This is a genomic window from Kitasatospora sp. NPDC057936, assembly GCF_042887525.1.
Lineage (GTDB): Bacteria > Actinomycetota > Actinomycetes > Streptomycetales > Streptomycetaceae > Kitasatospora.
Map to the genome: position 1 here is coordinate 54,428 of NZ_JBHVPD010000010.1, position 14,658 is coordinate 69,085.

Consider the following 14,658-nt stretch of genomic DNA (forward strand, 5'->3'; position numbering starts at 1 on the left):
GGGCGCCCCCTTACCGGTCGGCAGGTAAGTTGGTCTGGAGACTCATCCTACGAGTACTTGCTTGCCGCCCGGCAAGTTGTTTTCGCAGGCCGCCCCCGTGAGGCCCCCCGTGTCCGCGGCCCCGCACCAGTCTCGCCCGTCCGCATACCCCTTGACCTCGTGCTCCGGGTGGAGACCGCTCCCCCTCAGGGTGGAGCTTGCCCCCACCCCCGGGGATGAGGGATCAGGGTCGGAAGGTAGGGAAAACCCCGCCCCGGCCCCGAGGCGGGCACCAGGGCCGGGTACCCCGCCAGCCGGATTACGGCCCGACTCGCCTTTCCCTACCGTCTTTCACGACGCCGGAACGCGACCCCGGCGCCCGGCGGCCGGGGGCCGCCGACCACCCGGCGCACGACCGCCGTTCTCCCAGGGGGAAGTCCGTGAAGACCAGGCTCGGCACGGCCGCCGCGATGGGCGCCTGGAGCGCCCGGCACAGAAAGACCGCCGTCTTCGGCTGGCTGCTGTTCGTCGTCCTCGCCGCCGTGCTCGGCGGGATGCACGGCGGCACGAAGGTGGGCCGCGACGAATCGGTGCCCGGCGAGGTGTCCCGGGCCGCGCGGATCCTCGACGACGCGGGGATCAAGGCCCCGGCCGGCGAGACCGTCCTCGTCCAGAGCCCGGAACTGACCGCCGACGCACCGGCGTTCCGCGCCGCCGTCGCCCAGGTGGTCGCCGCGGTCGACGGCACCGGCAAGGCCGCCGCCGTCCGCTCCCCCTACGACACCAAGGCCGTTTCCGCGGACGGCCACTCCGCGCTCGTCCAGCTGACGCTCAAGGGCGACCGCGACGAGGCCGTCGCCGACGTCCCCGCCGTCATGGACGCGGTGGCCGGCGTGCAGAAGCAGCACCCCGAACTGACCGTCGTCGAACTCGGCGACGCGAGCTCGGGCAAGTGGATCCAGGACCAGTTCGCCGACGACTTCACCCGCGCCGAGTGGACGGCCGTCCCGCTCGCGCTCGGCATCCTGCTGGTCGCCTTCGGCGCGCTGGTCGCCGCCGTCCTGCCGGTCGTGCTCGCGCTCACCGCGTTCGTCGCCGCCGGCGGCCTGGTCGCCCTCGCCAGCGGGCTGCTGCACACCAGCGACGACGCGAGCTCGGTGATGCTGCTGGTCGGCCTCGCCGTCGGCGTCGACTACTGCCTCTTCTACCTGCGCCGCGAGCGCGAGGAGCGGGCCGCCGGACGGGACCTCGCGGACGCGCTCGCCGTCGCCGCCGCCACCAGCGGCCGGGCCGTGCTGGTCTCGGGCGTCACCGTGGTCGTCGCCATGGCCGGCATGTTCCTCACCGGCATCGCCGACTTCCGGGCGATGGCCTTCGGCACCATCGTCGTCGTGGTCACCGCCGTCCTCGGCTCGCTCACCGTGCTGCCCGCGCTGCTGTCGATGCTCGGCGACCGCGTCGCGAAGGGCCGGGTGCCGTTCCTCGGCAGGCTGCGCCGGCCGGAGGCGGCCACCACGGGTGGGCGCTTCTGGAACGCCGTGCTCACGCCGGTGCTGCGCCGGCCGCTGGCGGCCACCCTGCTCGCCGGGGCGTTCCTGCTCGGGCTGGCCGCGCCGCTGCTCACCATGCACACCGCCAACCTGACCTTCCAGCAGCAACTGCCGCGCGGCAACGCCCTCGTGACCGCCTCGCAGAAGATCGAGGCCGCCTTCCCCGGCAGCCCGGCCCCCGCGACCGTCGTCATCAGGGCCACCGACATCTCCTCCCCCGCGATGACCGCCGCGATCGCCGACCTCAAGGCCCGCGCCCTCGCCAGCGGCCGGATGCACGGCCCGGTGGACGTCACCGTGCACCGCGAGCAGAACGTCGCCACCGTCGACATCCCCCTCGACGGCAGCGGCAACGACGCCACCAGCAACGCCGCGCTCAAGGCCCTGCGCGACGACATCGTGCCCGCCACCGTCCTCAAGGTGCCCGGCACCGAGGCCCCCGTCACCGGGCAGACCGCCGGCTCGCACGACTTCAACGCGAAGATGACCGGCTCGCTGCCCGCCGTGTTCGGCTTCGTCGTCGCCTTCGCCTTCGTCCTGATGCTCACCTCCTTCCGCTCGCTGGCCGTCGCCGCGACCGCCGTCGTGCTCAACCTGCTCTCGGTGGGCGCCGCCTACGGGGTGCTGACGCTGGTCTTCCAGCACGGCGTCGGCGCCTCGCTGCTGGGCACCGCCGGGGTCGGGGCGGTGGAGTCCTGGGTGCCGCTGTTCCTCTTCGTGATCCTCTTCGGCCTCTCGATGGACTACCACGTCTTCGTGGTCTCCCGGATCAAGGAGGGCCGCGACCGCGGCCTGCCGACCCGCGCCGCGATCGCCCACGGCATCCGCTCCACGGCCGGGGTGGTCACCAGCGCCGCGGTGATCATGGTGGCGGTGTTCGCGGTCTTCGGCACCCTCTCGATGCAGGCGATGAAGCAGATGGGCGTCGGCCTCGCCGTCGCCGTCCTGATCGACGCCACCGTGATCCGCGCGGTCCTGCTGCCCGCCGTGATGACCCTGCTCGGCGAGCGCAACTGGTACCTGCCGCGCCTGCTCCACTGGCTGCCCGACCTCTCGCACGGCGAGCCCGCCGCGCCGGTCGGCACCGGCGGCGCCCTCCACGGCCCGGCCGCACCGCGCCACCGGATCGAGGTCTGAGCCACCCGCTCACCGGCGCCGGGCTCCGCATCGCGCGGGGCCCGGCCTCCGTGCGTCATGATGATCACCGTCCGGAGGCCTCCGGACGAACGCCGGCGGAACGGAGCCAGGTCATGACCGCCTTCGACGAGGGCCGCGCCCGGGTCCTGCTCGCCGACGCCTGCGCCTCGGCCGGCCTCCCGGACCCCGGCGACGCGCGGCTGCTCGCGCTCGGCGAGAACGCCGTCTTCGACCTCGGCGAGCCCGCCGTCGTCGCCAAGGTCGGCCGCGGCCCCGGGCTGCGGGAGCGGGCACGGCACGAACTCGCCGTCGCGAACTGGCTGGCGGGGCAGGGCATCCCGGTGGTCCGCCCGTACGACGCCGTCGCGCCCGGACCGCAGCTCGCCGACGGGCACCCCGTCACCTTCTGGCACCGGCTCGCCCCCGCCGTCCGCCCCGCCCGGCCCGCCGACCTCGCCCCGCTGCTGCGCGACCTGCACCGGCTGCCGCTGCCGCCCTTCCCGCTGGCCCGGCGCGACCTGCTCGCCCCGGTCGAGCGCTGGCTGGCCTCCGCCGAGGGCCACGTCGACCCGGCCGACGTCGCGTTCCTGCGCCGCCGCCGGGACGCCTTCGCCGCCGCCCTGCCCGACCTCGCCCCGCACCTGGAACCCGGGCTGATCCACGGCGACGCGCTGCCGCGCAACGTCCACGTGGGCCCGCAGGGGCCCGTCCTGCTCGACCTGGAGAACGTCTCGCGGGACCTGCGCGAGCACGACCTCGTGGTGCTCGCGCTCAGCCACGACCGGTACGGCGTGCCGGGCGAGGAGTACCTCGCGTTCACCGCCGCGTACGGGTGGGACGTGCGCGACTGGCCGGGGTTCGCGGTGCTGCGCGGCGCCCGCGAGACGGCCAGCGCCTCGTGGGTCGCGCAGCAGGCCGCGGGCAGCCCGGCGGCGCTGGCGGAGTTCCGGCGGCGGGTCGACTCGCTGCGCGACGGGGCGACGGACGTGCGCTGGTACCCGTTCTGAGGGTCTGGGAGTGACCCGGCGGGACTCGGCGGGACGGGTGGGGTAGCCGTGGCGGCGGGCGGACGCCAACCCGGGCGGCTGTGAGAAGACTCCTACGACGGAGCGGTCCGGCACGCAACCGGGGCAACTACGATCGGCGTCCTATCGGACAGTCATCCTGACCGAGAGGATCGGCACCCGCCGCCAGTTCCCCAGGAGCCGCCGCCATGCCCCAGTCCGCCGCCCGCCGGCCCGCTTCCCCGAACCGCTCGGCCCGCCTCCGCCGCCGGCTGATCATGGGCAGTGCCGCCGTCGCCGCCGCGCTGGGCGTCGCCGCGTGCGGGACGGCCAGCGGGGCCCTCCAGCCGAGCGCCTCGCCGTCCGCGAAGGGCGCGATCACGATCTCGCCGAGCACCGACCCGGCGCCCGGCGCCCCGGGCACGCCCGGTTCGGACGGCGTGCCCGTCACCGCGGGCGCGGGCGGCCAGGCCGCGCCGCCGGTCACCCCGCGCACGCCGAGGACGCCGGACACCACTGCCGGCACGAGCCCGTCCAACGCGAGTCCGTCGACCGCGAGCCCGTCCACCGCCGCTGCCGCCCCGGCCGTGCCCGCCACACCGCTCTCGGCGACCAGCGTGATCGGCTCGACCGCCTCCGGCGGCCGGACCGTCGCCCTCACCTTCGACGACGGCCCCGGCCCGGCCACCCAGCAGATCCTCGACCTGCTCGCCCAGTACAACGTCAAGGCCACCTTCTGCGAGATCGGCCAGAACGCCGCCGCCAACCCGGGCCTGGTCAAGAAGGTCCTCGCGGCCGGGCACCGGCTGTGCGACCACAGCGTCCACCACCCGCAGCCGTTCCAGAAGCTTCCGCACGACAAGGCCGTGGCCGAGATCTCCGGCGCGAAGGACATGATCGTCAAGGCCGCCGGCCCCGGCACCCAGGTCACCTGGTTCCGCGCGCCCGGCGGCGGCTTCAACGCCGACAACGAGCACATCGCCGCGGGCCTCGGCATGAAGTCCCTCGGCTGGTCGGTCGACCCGCGCGACTGGTCCCGCCCGGGCGTGCCGGCGATCGTCTCCACCGTGCAGAGCCAGCTCAGGCCCGGCGGCGTGATCCTCATGCACGACGGCGGCGGCGACCGCAGCCAGACCGTGGCCGCGCTCAAGCAGCTGCTCCCGTGGCTGGTCGCCCAGGGCTACACCTTCGACTTCCCGGCAGCCTAGGGACGTTGGCGCACCGGCGGACGGCGCTCCGGGTGACCGGGACGCCGTCCGCTACGGTGAGCCGCGTGACGGACCCCACCCCCGCCGGCCTCGTCGACGCCGTGCCCGCCCTCGCCTCCTACCTGCGGCCGGCCACCCTGCTGCACCCCGAGGCCAAGGCACCCACCGCACACGGGAGTTCGCTCGGCGGACCCGCGCTCTGGCCCGACGGCGCACCCTGGCCGCACTGCACCGCCGGGCACCCCGACGATGCCTACGAGGACGCGGCCCCGCGCGACCGGGAGACCACGACGGCGATCGCCCTCGTCCCGGTCCTGCGCGTCCGCGCCGCCGACGCACCCCACCTGCCCTGGCCCGACGGTGCCGACGTGCTCCAGGTGCTCTGGTGCCCCAACGACCACGACGACATCCAGGGCGAGCGCTACTACTACGGCCCCGCCGTCGAACTCCATTGGCAGCGCGCCGACGGCCTCGCGCCCCGCACTCCCCCGCGGCCCCGGCGCTCCGACGACGAATACCTGCCCACGCCGTGCGTGCTGCGCCCCGAGCAGATCCGCGACCTCCCCGACCGCGACGAACTGCCCGGCGAACTCCGTTCCGCCGCCGAGGAGTTCGCCGAACGGAACGGCACCGAGTACCACCGTGACCTCGCCTGCGCCGGGGGCTGGAAGCTCGGCGGCTGGCCGTCCTGGCGCTCCACCGACCTGATCCCCGTCGACTGCGGCGCGTGCGGCGCCCGGATGCGGCACCTGCTCACCGTCGAGAGCGGCGACGACCCGGACGTCAGCGTCGGCCGCCACGGCGAACTGCACGTCTTCGTCTGCCCGCAGGACCTCGGCCACCCCGTCGGGCTCGACCTCCAGTAGGCCCCCGGCCGTCAGAGCAGGTGGAGCCGGTACACCTGCCGGGAGCCGCCCTCCGGCCCCGGCTCCGCCGGCTCGGCCGGCGTGAAGCCCAGCCGTTCGTAGAACACCCGGGCCCCGCTCACGACCGCCCCGGGGTGGTCCGCGCCGAACGTCACCACCTCGACGGTCGCCGGGCGGACCCGGACCCGCCGGCGCAGCACGTCCTCGACCAGCGCCCGGCCCACGCCCGTCCCCCGGGCCCGCTCGGCGACCACCAGCCAGTGCAGGTGGTGCACCGGCGGCTCACCACCGAACAGCAGGGCGCCGAGCAGGCCGCCGTCCGGGCCGTCGACCACCGTGGCGCGCCCGCGGTCGATGTTCCGGACGACGGCCCGGCGGAACCCGGGGTCGTCCACCATCGGCCCGAACCAGTGCTCGACCTCGGCGGCGAGGGCGAGGAAACCGGGCAGGTCGGCGGGCCGCGCGAGGCGTGTGATCACCCGGAGAGTCTGGCAGGCGCGCCGCCCGCTACCGCAGCGGCCAGCGGGGGTCCACCACCGCCTGCGGGTCCTTGCCGCGGCGCAGCCAGGCCTGGAGGCCCTCGGCCCACTCCCGGTACCAGTGGACCTGACGCCCGTGCAGGTCGGCCGGGGCCACGTCGCCGACCTCGGAACGGTAGCGCTCGGCGAGGGCGACGGCGACGCGGACAGCGGCCAGGGCGTCGCTCCCGGCCTCGTGGGCGTCGGTCAGCTCGACGCCGTACACCTCGCAGACGCGCTGCAGGGTGCGGGAGCCCTTGCGGTACTTGTCCACCGCCCGGTCGATCACCAGCGCGTCCAGCACCGGCCCGACCGGACGGCCGAGGCGCTCGGCGAGCGTCGCCAGCCCGTGCCGGCGCAGCTCGGCGTCGAGGAGGGAGAGGTCGAAGGGCGCGTTGAACCCGACCACCGGCCGCCCCGCCGCGAGCCGCTCGCAGAGCGCCGCGGCTATCTCCTCCACCGCCTCCTTGGCCGGCCGCCCCTTGCGCCGGGCGACGTCGTCCCCGATCCCGTGGATCGCCTCCGCCTCGGCGGGGATCGGCACCCCGGGATCGAGCAGCCAGCCGGCGACCCCCACCCGGCGGGCCCCGACGGTGTCCACGAGCGCGGCCGTGACGATGCGGTCCACGGCCGGGTCCGTGCCCGTGGTCTCCAGGTCGAAGCCGACCAGTGGCTGCTGCCACCAGCTCATGCGCCCGCCTCGCTTCGCTCGACAGGGGCACTCGCCCACGCGCGCCTCTCAACGATTCGCTCGCTCCGCTCGCTCATGGGGTGCGTCCTTCCGTCCTGCTGTGCGAAACAGCCCCTATCATGACCCGCCCCACCGACAACCCGGCCGCCCAGGGGTCCGCTCCGGCGGTCCGCCGGGCCCTAGGCTGGTCCCCGGACCCGATCGGAGGAGCCGACGATGAGCACCGCCCCGAACCTGCCCGTGCCCCCGAACCGGCCCGACGAGGCCCACCCGCTGCGGACGATCAGAGAGATCCGCGCGTCCTTGCCCGGGGACCAGGTGGAGCACTTCGACGCCGAGCTCGCCGACACCGACATCGACGAGCTGCCGGCGATACTGCACCGCTGGGCCACCCTGGGCACCGACGGCTTCGTCGACTTCCTGCTGTCGGCGCCCCTCGAAGGGCTGGAATTCGGATCCCGGTCCTACGACAACGAGGCCGGCCCGGGCACCGGTGTCGTCGCCGAACCCACCGCCCGGCCGAAGGCGGTCAACCCGGCGGAGTACTGAGGGTCCGCCGGGTCTCCGGGCCGGGCGGGGCGGTTACCGGGCCCCGTGGGTGAGGGCGAGGCGGCTGGGGATGACGCTGGACAGGACGGCGAGGACCAGGCAGACGGCGGCCGCTCCGGCGAGCGGGGTCCAGGGGAGGCGGAAGGCGATCGCGGTCTGGCCGGCCAGGATGCGGTGGTCGATCAGTGCCGTCGCGCCCCACTGGGTGAGCGCGGTGACGGCGAGGGCGAGGACGGCCGCGGTGGCGACGACCAGGACGGCCTCCAGGGCGACCATCGACAGCACCTGCCGGCGCACCGTCCCGGCGAGGCGCAGGACGGCGAAGTCGCGGCGGCGGTCCGCGGCCGACATCACCATGGTGTTGACGATGGCGATGAGCGCGTAGAGCAGGGCCGGGCCGAGGATCGTGCTGGTGGCGATCCACGCGTAGTGGGCGCCGGGGTCGGGGCCGGGCGTGCGGGCGTCGGTGAGCGTGCCGCCGTAGGTCGCGGCCGGGGCGTCGGAGAGGTGGACGGCGCCGGGGCGGGCGCCGTCCAGGTGCGCGGTGACGGCGTCGCCGCTGAGCAGCACCTCGTCGAGGCCGAGCTGGGTGCGGTAGACCAGGGCGAGCCGCAGGCTGGTGACGGTGCCGTCGGCGAGCCGCAGGTTGACCTGGTCGCCGAGCTTCCAGCCGTGGCCGCGCACCTGGTGGACGGAGGCGGCGAGGGTGGCGCCGTGCAGGTCGGCGGGGCTGCCCTCGACGGCGGGCAGGGTCCAGGCGGTGGCGAGGTCGCCGGTGACGACGGTGGCGGCGGACGGCGCGGAGGCGGCCGAGTCCTCGCTGTGGTCGGCGAAGGACGCGGTGTCGGCGCCGAGGCCGGTGATCACGGTGGGGGTGGTGGCGGTGGCGCGCAGGCCGGGCCGGTCGGCGGTGAGCCGGGCGAGGGTGTCGACGGGCAGCGGGACGGCGCCGGGCCGCAGCACGTAGCGGGCGGCGGCGGTGGCCCGGCCCTGGGCGGTCATGGCGTCGGCGAAGGCGGCGGTGGCGCCGATGGCGGTGCCGGTGAGCGCGATGGTGAGGAAGGCGGGGGTGGCGGTGGAGACGGTGCGGCGGACGGCGGTGAGCGCGTTCTGCCGGGCGAGCAGGGGGGCGGCGGCGACGGTCCAGCGCAGTGGGGCGCTGAAGGCGCGGACGAGCAGCGGGACGAGCAGCGGCGCGAAGAGGGCGAGCGCGGCGATCGTCATGAGGTCGGCGGCCATGACCCACTGGGAGGCGAGTTGCGGGTCGTCGGGCTGGTCGCCGGGGGCGGGGGGCATGCTCGGGGCGGCGAGGTAGTAGCCCACCGCGCCTGCCAGGGCGAGGAGTTGGGCGGCGGCGCAGGCCCAGCGCAGTGGCGTCATGACCTTGCGGTCGACGGCGGCGTCGCCGAGGGCCTCGACGGCGCGGACGCTCCCGGCCCGCAGGGCGGCGCCGAGGGCGCCGAGCAGGGCGACGAGCAGGCCCACGGCGGCCGCGACGAGCATCGGGGTGAGCGCGGGGTGGGAGGTGAAGCCCGCCTGGGCGGCGCCGCGGGCGACGAGCCAGGCGGCGAGCGCGGGTGCGGCGGGCAGGGAGAGGAGGCAGCCGCAGACGGCGGCGGCGAGGGCGACGGCGGCGGCCTCGCCGGTGATCAGCAGCACGACCTGGCGGGGCGTCGCGCCGACGGCGCGCAGCATCGCGATCTCCTGGCGGCGCTGGGCGACGGCGAAGGCGAAGGTGCCGGCGACGACGAAGACGGCGACGAAGGCGGCCATGCCGGCGGTGAAGGTGAGCACCTTGTGCAGGGAGGGCGCGCCGAGCGGGGAGTCGTCGCCGGCGGTGTCGTCGAGGAGGGTGCCGGTGGTGGCGACGAGGGTGACGCCGAGGGTGAGCGCGACGTAGGAGCCGGCGAAGGCGGCCTTGCGGCGGCGCAGGCTCGCGGTGGCGACGGGCAGGAGCGTGGCCATGGTCATGCCGCCGTCTCCAGGGCCGTCATCCGCTCGGCGACCTGCTGGGCGCTGGGGCGGGCGAGGTCGTCGGCGAGGCGGCCGTCGGCGAGGAAGAGCACGCGGTCGGCGTAGGAGGCGGCGACCGGGTCGTGGGTGACCATGACGGTGCTCTGGCCCTCGCGGTCGACGAGCTCGCGCAGGAGGGCGAGGACGTCGCGGCTGCTGGAGCTGTCGAGGGCGCCGGTGGGCTCGTCGGCGAACAGGACCTGCGGGCGGGCGATGAGGGCGCGGGCGATCGCGACGCGCTGCTGCTGGCCGCCGGAGAGCTGGGAGGGCAGGTGGCCGGTGCGCTGACCGAGGCCGACCTGGTCGAGGGCGCGGTGGACCTGCGCGCGGTCGGGGCGGCGCCCGGCGAGGCGCAGCGGCAGGCCGACGTTCTGTTCGGCGGTGAGCGAGCCGACGAGGTTGAAGGCCTGGAAGACGAAGCCGAGCTTCTCGCGGCGCAGCACGGTGAGCCGGGTCTCGGTCAGCGTGGCGAGGTCGGTGCCGTCGAGGGTGACGCGGCCGGTGTCGGGCCGGTCGAGGCCGGCGGCACACTGGAGCAGGGTGCTCTTGCCGGAGCCGGAGGGGCCCATGACGGCGGTGAAGGTGCCGCGCGCGAACTCGACGTCCACCCCCCTGAGCGCGTGGACGGCCTCCGGGCCGGTTCCGTAGGTGCGGTGCAGTTGTTCGAGGCGCAGGACGGCCTCATCCCCCGTGATCATCACGGGGGCTATGCCTACCACGAGCGGGCCTGCTGAGGCCATCTCAAGTGGCGAAACGATTCTGCTGCGTCCGGGGTTCACGAACGAGGAGGACGTCGACCCGGTCCTCGCGTTCCAGGACGAAGTCGTGGCGCTCGTACAGGCGCTGGGCGGCGCTGCCCCGCAGGACGACGAGGCGCACCGGCTCCCCGGCCGCGTCGGCCTCGGCGAGGACGTGGCGCAGCACGGCCGTGCCGAGGCCCCGGCCCTGGAGGTGCGGGGCGAGGTAGAACAGCTCCAGGTGGCGCCCGCCCCGCTCGTCGGGCCGGACGCTGAGGGAGCCGGCGAAGGCCCCCTCGACCAGCAGGACGGACGTGTGCGCGGTGGAGAAGGCGTCCCGCACGCGCCGGCGGGAGCGCTGCGGGTCCCAGCGGCCGAGGCGTTCCAGGTCGGCGCGCATGACCTGGTCCTTGAGGTCGCAGACGCGGTCGACGTCCTCGGGCCGGGCGGGCTCCAGGGTCCAGTGCGGGAGGCTGTTCACGGCGCGCAGTCTGGCAGCGTCCGCACCCGCCCCACCAGCGCCGCCCGAGAGGTGGACGCGGCTCAGGACACGGGCCGGGAGTCCGCCCAGACCCCCTCGAACTCCTCGCGGTAGACCTCCAGCAGGCCCGCCTCCGTGCCGCCGGGCTGCTGGCCGGCGCCGCCGCGCAGGACGAGCGCGGGGGACTCCATGCCGCGGGCGCGGCGCAGGTAGGGCTGGACGACGCCGAGGTCGCGGCCGGCCCGGCGGCCGCCGCGGCCCTCGGGGCGCGGGCCCTCGACGAGGTAGGCGGTGAAGCGCGGGGTCTCGTCGAAGACCCGGATCTCGAAGCCGCCCGGGTCGCGCAGCCGGGCCCGAACCCGGCGGACGTGCATGATGTTCATCTCGATCGAGCGGGACAACTCGCCGCGGCCGAGGCCGAGTTCGCGCTCACGGCGGCGCACGGCGCTGCTCGCCGGGTTGAGGAACAGCAGCCGCATCCGGCAGCCTTCGCCGGCCAGGCGCACCAGGCGCTTGCCGGTGTAGTTCTGGCAGAGCATGCCGAGGCCGATGCCGAGCGCGTCCAGCCGCCGGGCGCCGTCCAGGAGGTCCTCGACGGGCAGGTCGCGCTGGAGGCGGACCCGGTCGGCGTGCACCGCGACGACGTCCGCGTACCGGCCGGCGACCAGCGACTCGACGACGTCGGCGGGCACCCCGCCGGCGCCGCCGTCGAGCAGGGCGAGCAGGCGGGCGGCGGCGCGCTCGGTCTGGGCGAGGACGGTCTGGGTGAGGACGCGGTTGCGGGAGACCACGTGCCGGGCCACCTCCAGCTCGTCCAGGGCGAGTTCGATCTCGCGCCGGTCGGCGAGGTAGGGCTCGAAGCACGGCCAGTGCTGGACCATGAGCTCGCGCAGCTGGGGCAGGGTGAGGAAGACCAGCGGGTCGTCGTCGGCGGGGTCGAGCAGGTAGCCCTTGCGGCGGCTGACCTCCCGGACGGCGCCGGCGCGGTGCGCCCACTCCTCGCCCGCCGGGCCGGCGGCGGCGGTGACCCAGTCCTCGCCGTGGGCGGGGGCGTAGATGGGGTGCAGGACCTCGTCGACGAGGGAGCGCAGCCGCTGCTCGACCAGGTTGAGCCAGACGTAGGCGCGCCCGGACAGGCGCACGCGCTGGTAGGCGTCCTCCCACTCGGCGCCGGACCAGGCGAGGGCGGGGATCTCCACCGGGCCGCCCTGGGCGGGCACCAGGGAGCGGCCGGTCATGGTGGGGCGCATGACCACCGTGGGCGCCTCGCTGCGGGCGCCGCCCCGCTCGGGGCCGTCGGGCCCGGCGCCACGGCCGCCAGCAGGGAACACCATGCGCCACCTCATCTGCGGCTGACCCCCGCGGGTGCGGGGACCGTTGACGGGCCGTTGACTAGCACCGGTCGGCCGGGGCGGCCGGACGATCAAGGGTACTGCCCGCCGAGAGCCGTCCGCAGCCGGTTGCCCGAGGGGGCGCGGACGCACCAGGGGACCCACCCGTCACAGCGCCGGGCTTAATCGGAGGAATACCGCCCGGACGCCCGTTCGGGCTAACGCAGGGCACGGGTCCCGGCGACCGGGGGAAGGGTCGTGGAGTATGCGGACTGTGCCGTGCGTCACGGCGCGCGAACGCCGCACATGCCCGGCCGCACGGCCGGGAAGACAGCCGCTGATTCTTGGACTGGACGTCAGTTTTCTTTTTTGGCAAGGAAGTTGAGGACTCATGCAGGTCTGGCCCGGCAAGCCCTACCCCCTCGGCGCCACCTACGACGGGGCCGGTACCAACTTCGCGGTGTTCTCCGAGAGCGCCGACCGGATCGAGCTGTGCCTGATCGACGGGGACGGCTCGGAGAGCGCCGTCGAGCTGCGCGAGACGGACGCCTTCGTGCGCCACGCCTACCTCCCGGGCGTCCAGCCCGGCCAGCGCTACGGCTTCCGCGTCCACGGGCCGTACAACCCGGGGCTCGGCCAGCGGCACAACAGCGCCAAGCTGCTCCTGGACCCGTACGCCAAGGCGATGAGCGGGAACGTCGACTGGGACGAGTCCGTCTACGGCTACCACTTCGGCGCCCCCGAGCGCCGCAACGACCTCGACTCCGCCCCGCACACGATGCACTCGGTGGTCATCAACCCCTACTTCGACTGGGGCACCGACCACCCGCCGCGCACCGACTACCACCGGACCGTCATCTACGAGGCGCACGTCAAGGGCCTCACCCGGCTGCACCCCGGCATCCCCGAGGAGATCCGCGGCACCTACGCGGGCCTCGCCCACCCGGCGGTGATCGAGCACCTCGCCAAGCTCGGCGTCACCGCGATCGAGCTGATGCCGGTGCACCAGTTCGTCCGCGACCACCGGCTGCGCGACCTCGGCCTCGCCAACTACTGGGGCTACAACACGATCGGCTTCTTCGCCCCGCACTCCTCCTACTCCTCCGACGGCGACCGCGGCCAGCAGGTGCAGGAGTTCAAGTCGATGGTCAAGGCGCTGCACGCGGCCGGGATCGAGGTGATCCTGGACGTCGTCTACAACCACACCGCCGAGGGCAACCACCTCGGGCCGACGCTCTCCCTGCGCGGCCTGGACAACGTCTCCTACTACCGGCTCGCCCAGGACCAGCGGTTCTACGAGGACACCACCGGCACCGGCAACAGCCTGCTGATGCGCAGCCCGCACGTGCTCCAGCTGATCATGGACTCGCTGCGCTACTGGGTCACCGAGATGCACGTCGACGGCTTCCGCTTCGACCTGGCCGCCACCCTGGCCCGGCAGTTCCACGAGGTCGACCGGCTCTCCTCCTTCTTCGACCTCGTCCAGCAGGACCCGGTCGTCTCCCAGGCCAAGCTGATCGCCGAGCCCTGGGACCTCGGCGAGGGCGGCTACCAGGTCGGCAACTTCCCGCCGCTGTGGACGGAGTGGAACGGCATGTACCGGGACACCGTGCGCGACCTGTGGCGCGGCGAGACCGCCGCGCTCGCCGAGTTCGGCTCCCGGCTCACCGGCTCCTCCGACCTCTACCAGGACGACGGCCGCCGGCCCATCGCCTCCATCAACTTCGTGACCTGCCACGACGGTTTCACCCTGCGCGACCTCGTCTCCTTCAACGAGAAGCACAACGCGGCCAACGGCGAGGACAACCGGGACGGCGAGTCCTTCAACCGCTCCTGGAACTGCGGCGTCGAGGGCCCGAGCAACGACCCGGCCGTCGAGGAGCTGAGAGCGCGCCAGCAGCGCAACCTCATCGCCACCCTGATGCTCTCCCAGGGCGTGCCGATGCTCTCCCACGGCGACGAGCTCGGCCGCACCCAGCACGGCAACAACAACGCCTACTGCCAGGACAACGAGCTCACCTGGGTGCGCTGGCCCCAGGAGGACGGGCCGCAGGCGCGGCTGCTGGAGTTCACCCAGGGGATGATCTGGCTGCGCCGCGACCACCCGGTGTTCCGCCGCCGCCGCTTCTTCCACGGGCGGCCGGTCTCCGGGCGGGTGGTCTCCGGGCAGCCGGCCGCCGGCCGCGCGGCGGCGGAGGCGGGCGGCTACGACGACCTCACCGACATCGCCTGGTTCACCCCGAGCGGGGAGGAGATGACCAAGCGCAACTGGGGCGCCAGCTACGCCAAGTCGCTCACCGTCTTCCTCAACGGCTACGCGATCTCCGAGCCCGACCGGCGCGGCGGGCGGATCGTCGACGACTCCTTCCTCCTCATGTTCAACGCGCACTTCGAGCCGCTGGAGTTCACCGTCCCCGCCGACCACGGCCAGGAGTGGCAGGTCGTGGTGGACACCGCGCAGCCCCGGCTGCCCGCCCCCGGTACCGGCGCCCGGGTCAAGGCCGGCGACACGCTCTGGCTCACCGACCGGTCGCTCATGGTGCTCCAGCGCCCGGCGTGAACCCGCGGGCGGTCACCTGTTCGGATCAGCAGCG

At 74.7% G+C, this 14,658-nt stretch carries 12 protein-coding genes; 6 read left to right on the forward strand and 6 right to left on the reverse strand.

Annotated features, from left to right (window positions below; translation table 11 throughout):
* Nucleotides 1–449 precede the first annotated feature (449 nt).
* The 4 genes from ACFVU9_RS08145 (at nt 450) to ACFVU9_RS08160 (ending at nt 5,744) form a co-directional block, all read left to right on the forward strand.
* Nucleotides 450–2,666 carry an MMPL family transporter gene (locus tag ACFVU9_RS08145; RefSeq protein ID WP_387591286.1) on the forward strand — a complete coding sequence of 739 codons (2,217 nt, stop codon included), beginning with the start codon at nt 450–452 and terminating at the stop codon, nt 2,664–2,666.
* A 113-nt stretch (nt 2,667–2,779) separates the two neighbouring features.
* Nucleotides 2,780–3,673 (forward strand): phosphotransferase, encoded by an 894-nt coding sequence (locus ACFVU9_RS08150; RefSeq protein ID WP_380440963.1) that lies wholly within the window; start codon nt 2,780–2,782, stop codon nt 3,671–3,673.
* A gap of 206 nt (nt 3,674–3,879) precedes the next feature.
* Nucleotides 3,880–4,878 (forward strand): polysaccharide deacetylase family protein, encoded by a 999-nt coding sequence (locus tag ACFVU9_RS08155; RefSeq protein WP_387591164.1) that lies wholly within the window; start codon nt 3,880–3,882, stop codon nt 4,876–4,878.
* A 65-nt stretch (nt 4,879–4,943) separates the two neighbouring features.
* On the forward strand, nt 4,944–5,744 hold the full coding sequence (locus ACFVU9_RS08160; protein ID WP_387591167.1) for a hypothetical protein: 801 nt from the start codon (nt 4,944–4,946) through the stop codon (nt 5,742–5,744).
* An 11-nt stretch (nt 5,745–5,755) separates the two neighbouring features.
* Here the strand turns inward: ACFVU9_RS08160 and ACFVU9_RS08165 are convergent, their stop codons facing one another.
* The gene (locus ACFVU9_RS08165) at nt 5,756–6,223 is read right to left on the reverse strand and encodes a GNAT family N-acetyltransferase (RefSeq protein WP_380501163.1); all 468 of its coding nucleotides are present in this window, start codon (nt 6,221–6,223) and stop codon (nt 5,756–5,758) included.
* 28 nt (nt 6,224–6,251) lie between these two features.
* Nucleotides 6,252–6,953 carry an exonuclease domain-containing protein gene (locus tag ACFVU9_RS08170; protein WP_380492725.1) on the reverse strand — a complete coding sequence of 234 codons (702 nt, stop codon included), beginning with the start codon at nt 6,951–6,953 and terminating at the stop codon, nt 6,252–6,254.
* 216 nt (nt 6,954–7,169) lie between these two features.
* Between ACFVU9_RS08170 and ACFVU9_RS08175 the strand changes: the two genes are divergently transcribed.
* Nucleotides 7,170–7,502: a hypothetical protein gene (locus ACFVU9_RS08175; protein WP_387591170.1), complete on the forward strand. Its 333-nt coding sequence runs from the start codon at nt 7,170–7,172 to the stop codon at nt 7,500–7,502.
* A 33-nt stretch (nt 7,503–7,535) separates the two neighbouring features.
* Here the strand turns inward: ACFVU9_RS08175 and ACFVU9_RS08180 are convergent, their stop codons facing one another.
* From ACFVU9_RS08180 to ACFVU9_RS08195, 4 genes are all read right to left on the reverse strand, one after another.
* Nucleotides 7,536–9,473, reverse strand: coding sequence for an FtsX-like permease family protein (locus ACFVU9_RS08180; RefSeq protein ID WP_387591173.1), 1,938 nt, complete (start codon nt 9,471–9,473; stop codon nt 7,536–7,538).
* Nucleotides 9,470–10,213 (reverse strand): ABC transporter ATP-binding protein, encoded by a 744-nt coding sequence (locus tag ACFVU9_RS08185; RefSeq protein WP_387591176.1) that lies wholly within the window; start codon nt 10,211–10,213, stop codon nt 9,470–9,472. The genes ACFVU9_RS08180 and ACFVU9_RS08185 overlap by 4 nt, the downstream gene beginning before the upstream one ends.
* A gap of 43 nt (nt 10,214–10,256) precedes the next feature.
* A complete protein-coding gene (locus ACFVU9_RS08190; RefSeq protein WP_387591179.1) occupies nt 10,257–10,733 on the reverse strand; it encodes a GNAT family N-acetyltransferase in 477 nt (158 codons plus the stop codon).
* 62 nt (nt 10,734–10,795) lie between these two features.
* Nucleotides 10,796–12,067 carry an SAV2148 family HEPN domain-containing protein gene (locus ACFVU9_RS08195; RefSeq protein WP_380440981.1) on the reverse strand — a complete coding sequence of 424 codons (1,272 nt, stop codon included), beginning with the start codon at nt 12,065–12,067 and terminating at the stop codon, nt 10,796–10,798.
* A gap of 388 nt (nt 12,068–12,455) precedes the next feature.
* Here ACFVU9_RS08195 and glgX point away from each other — a divergent pair, with 388 nt between their 5' ends.
* Nucleotides 12,456–14,624: a glycogen debranching protein GlgX gene (glgX, locus tag ACFVU9_RS08200; protein WP_387591183.1), complete on the forward strand. Its 2,169-nt coding sequence runs from the start codon at nt 12,456–12,458 to the stop codon at nt 14,622–14,624.
* Nucleotides 14,625–14,658 lie beyond the last annotated feature (34 nt).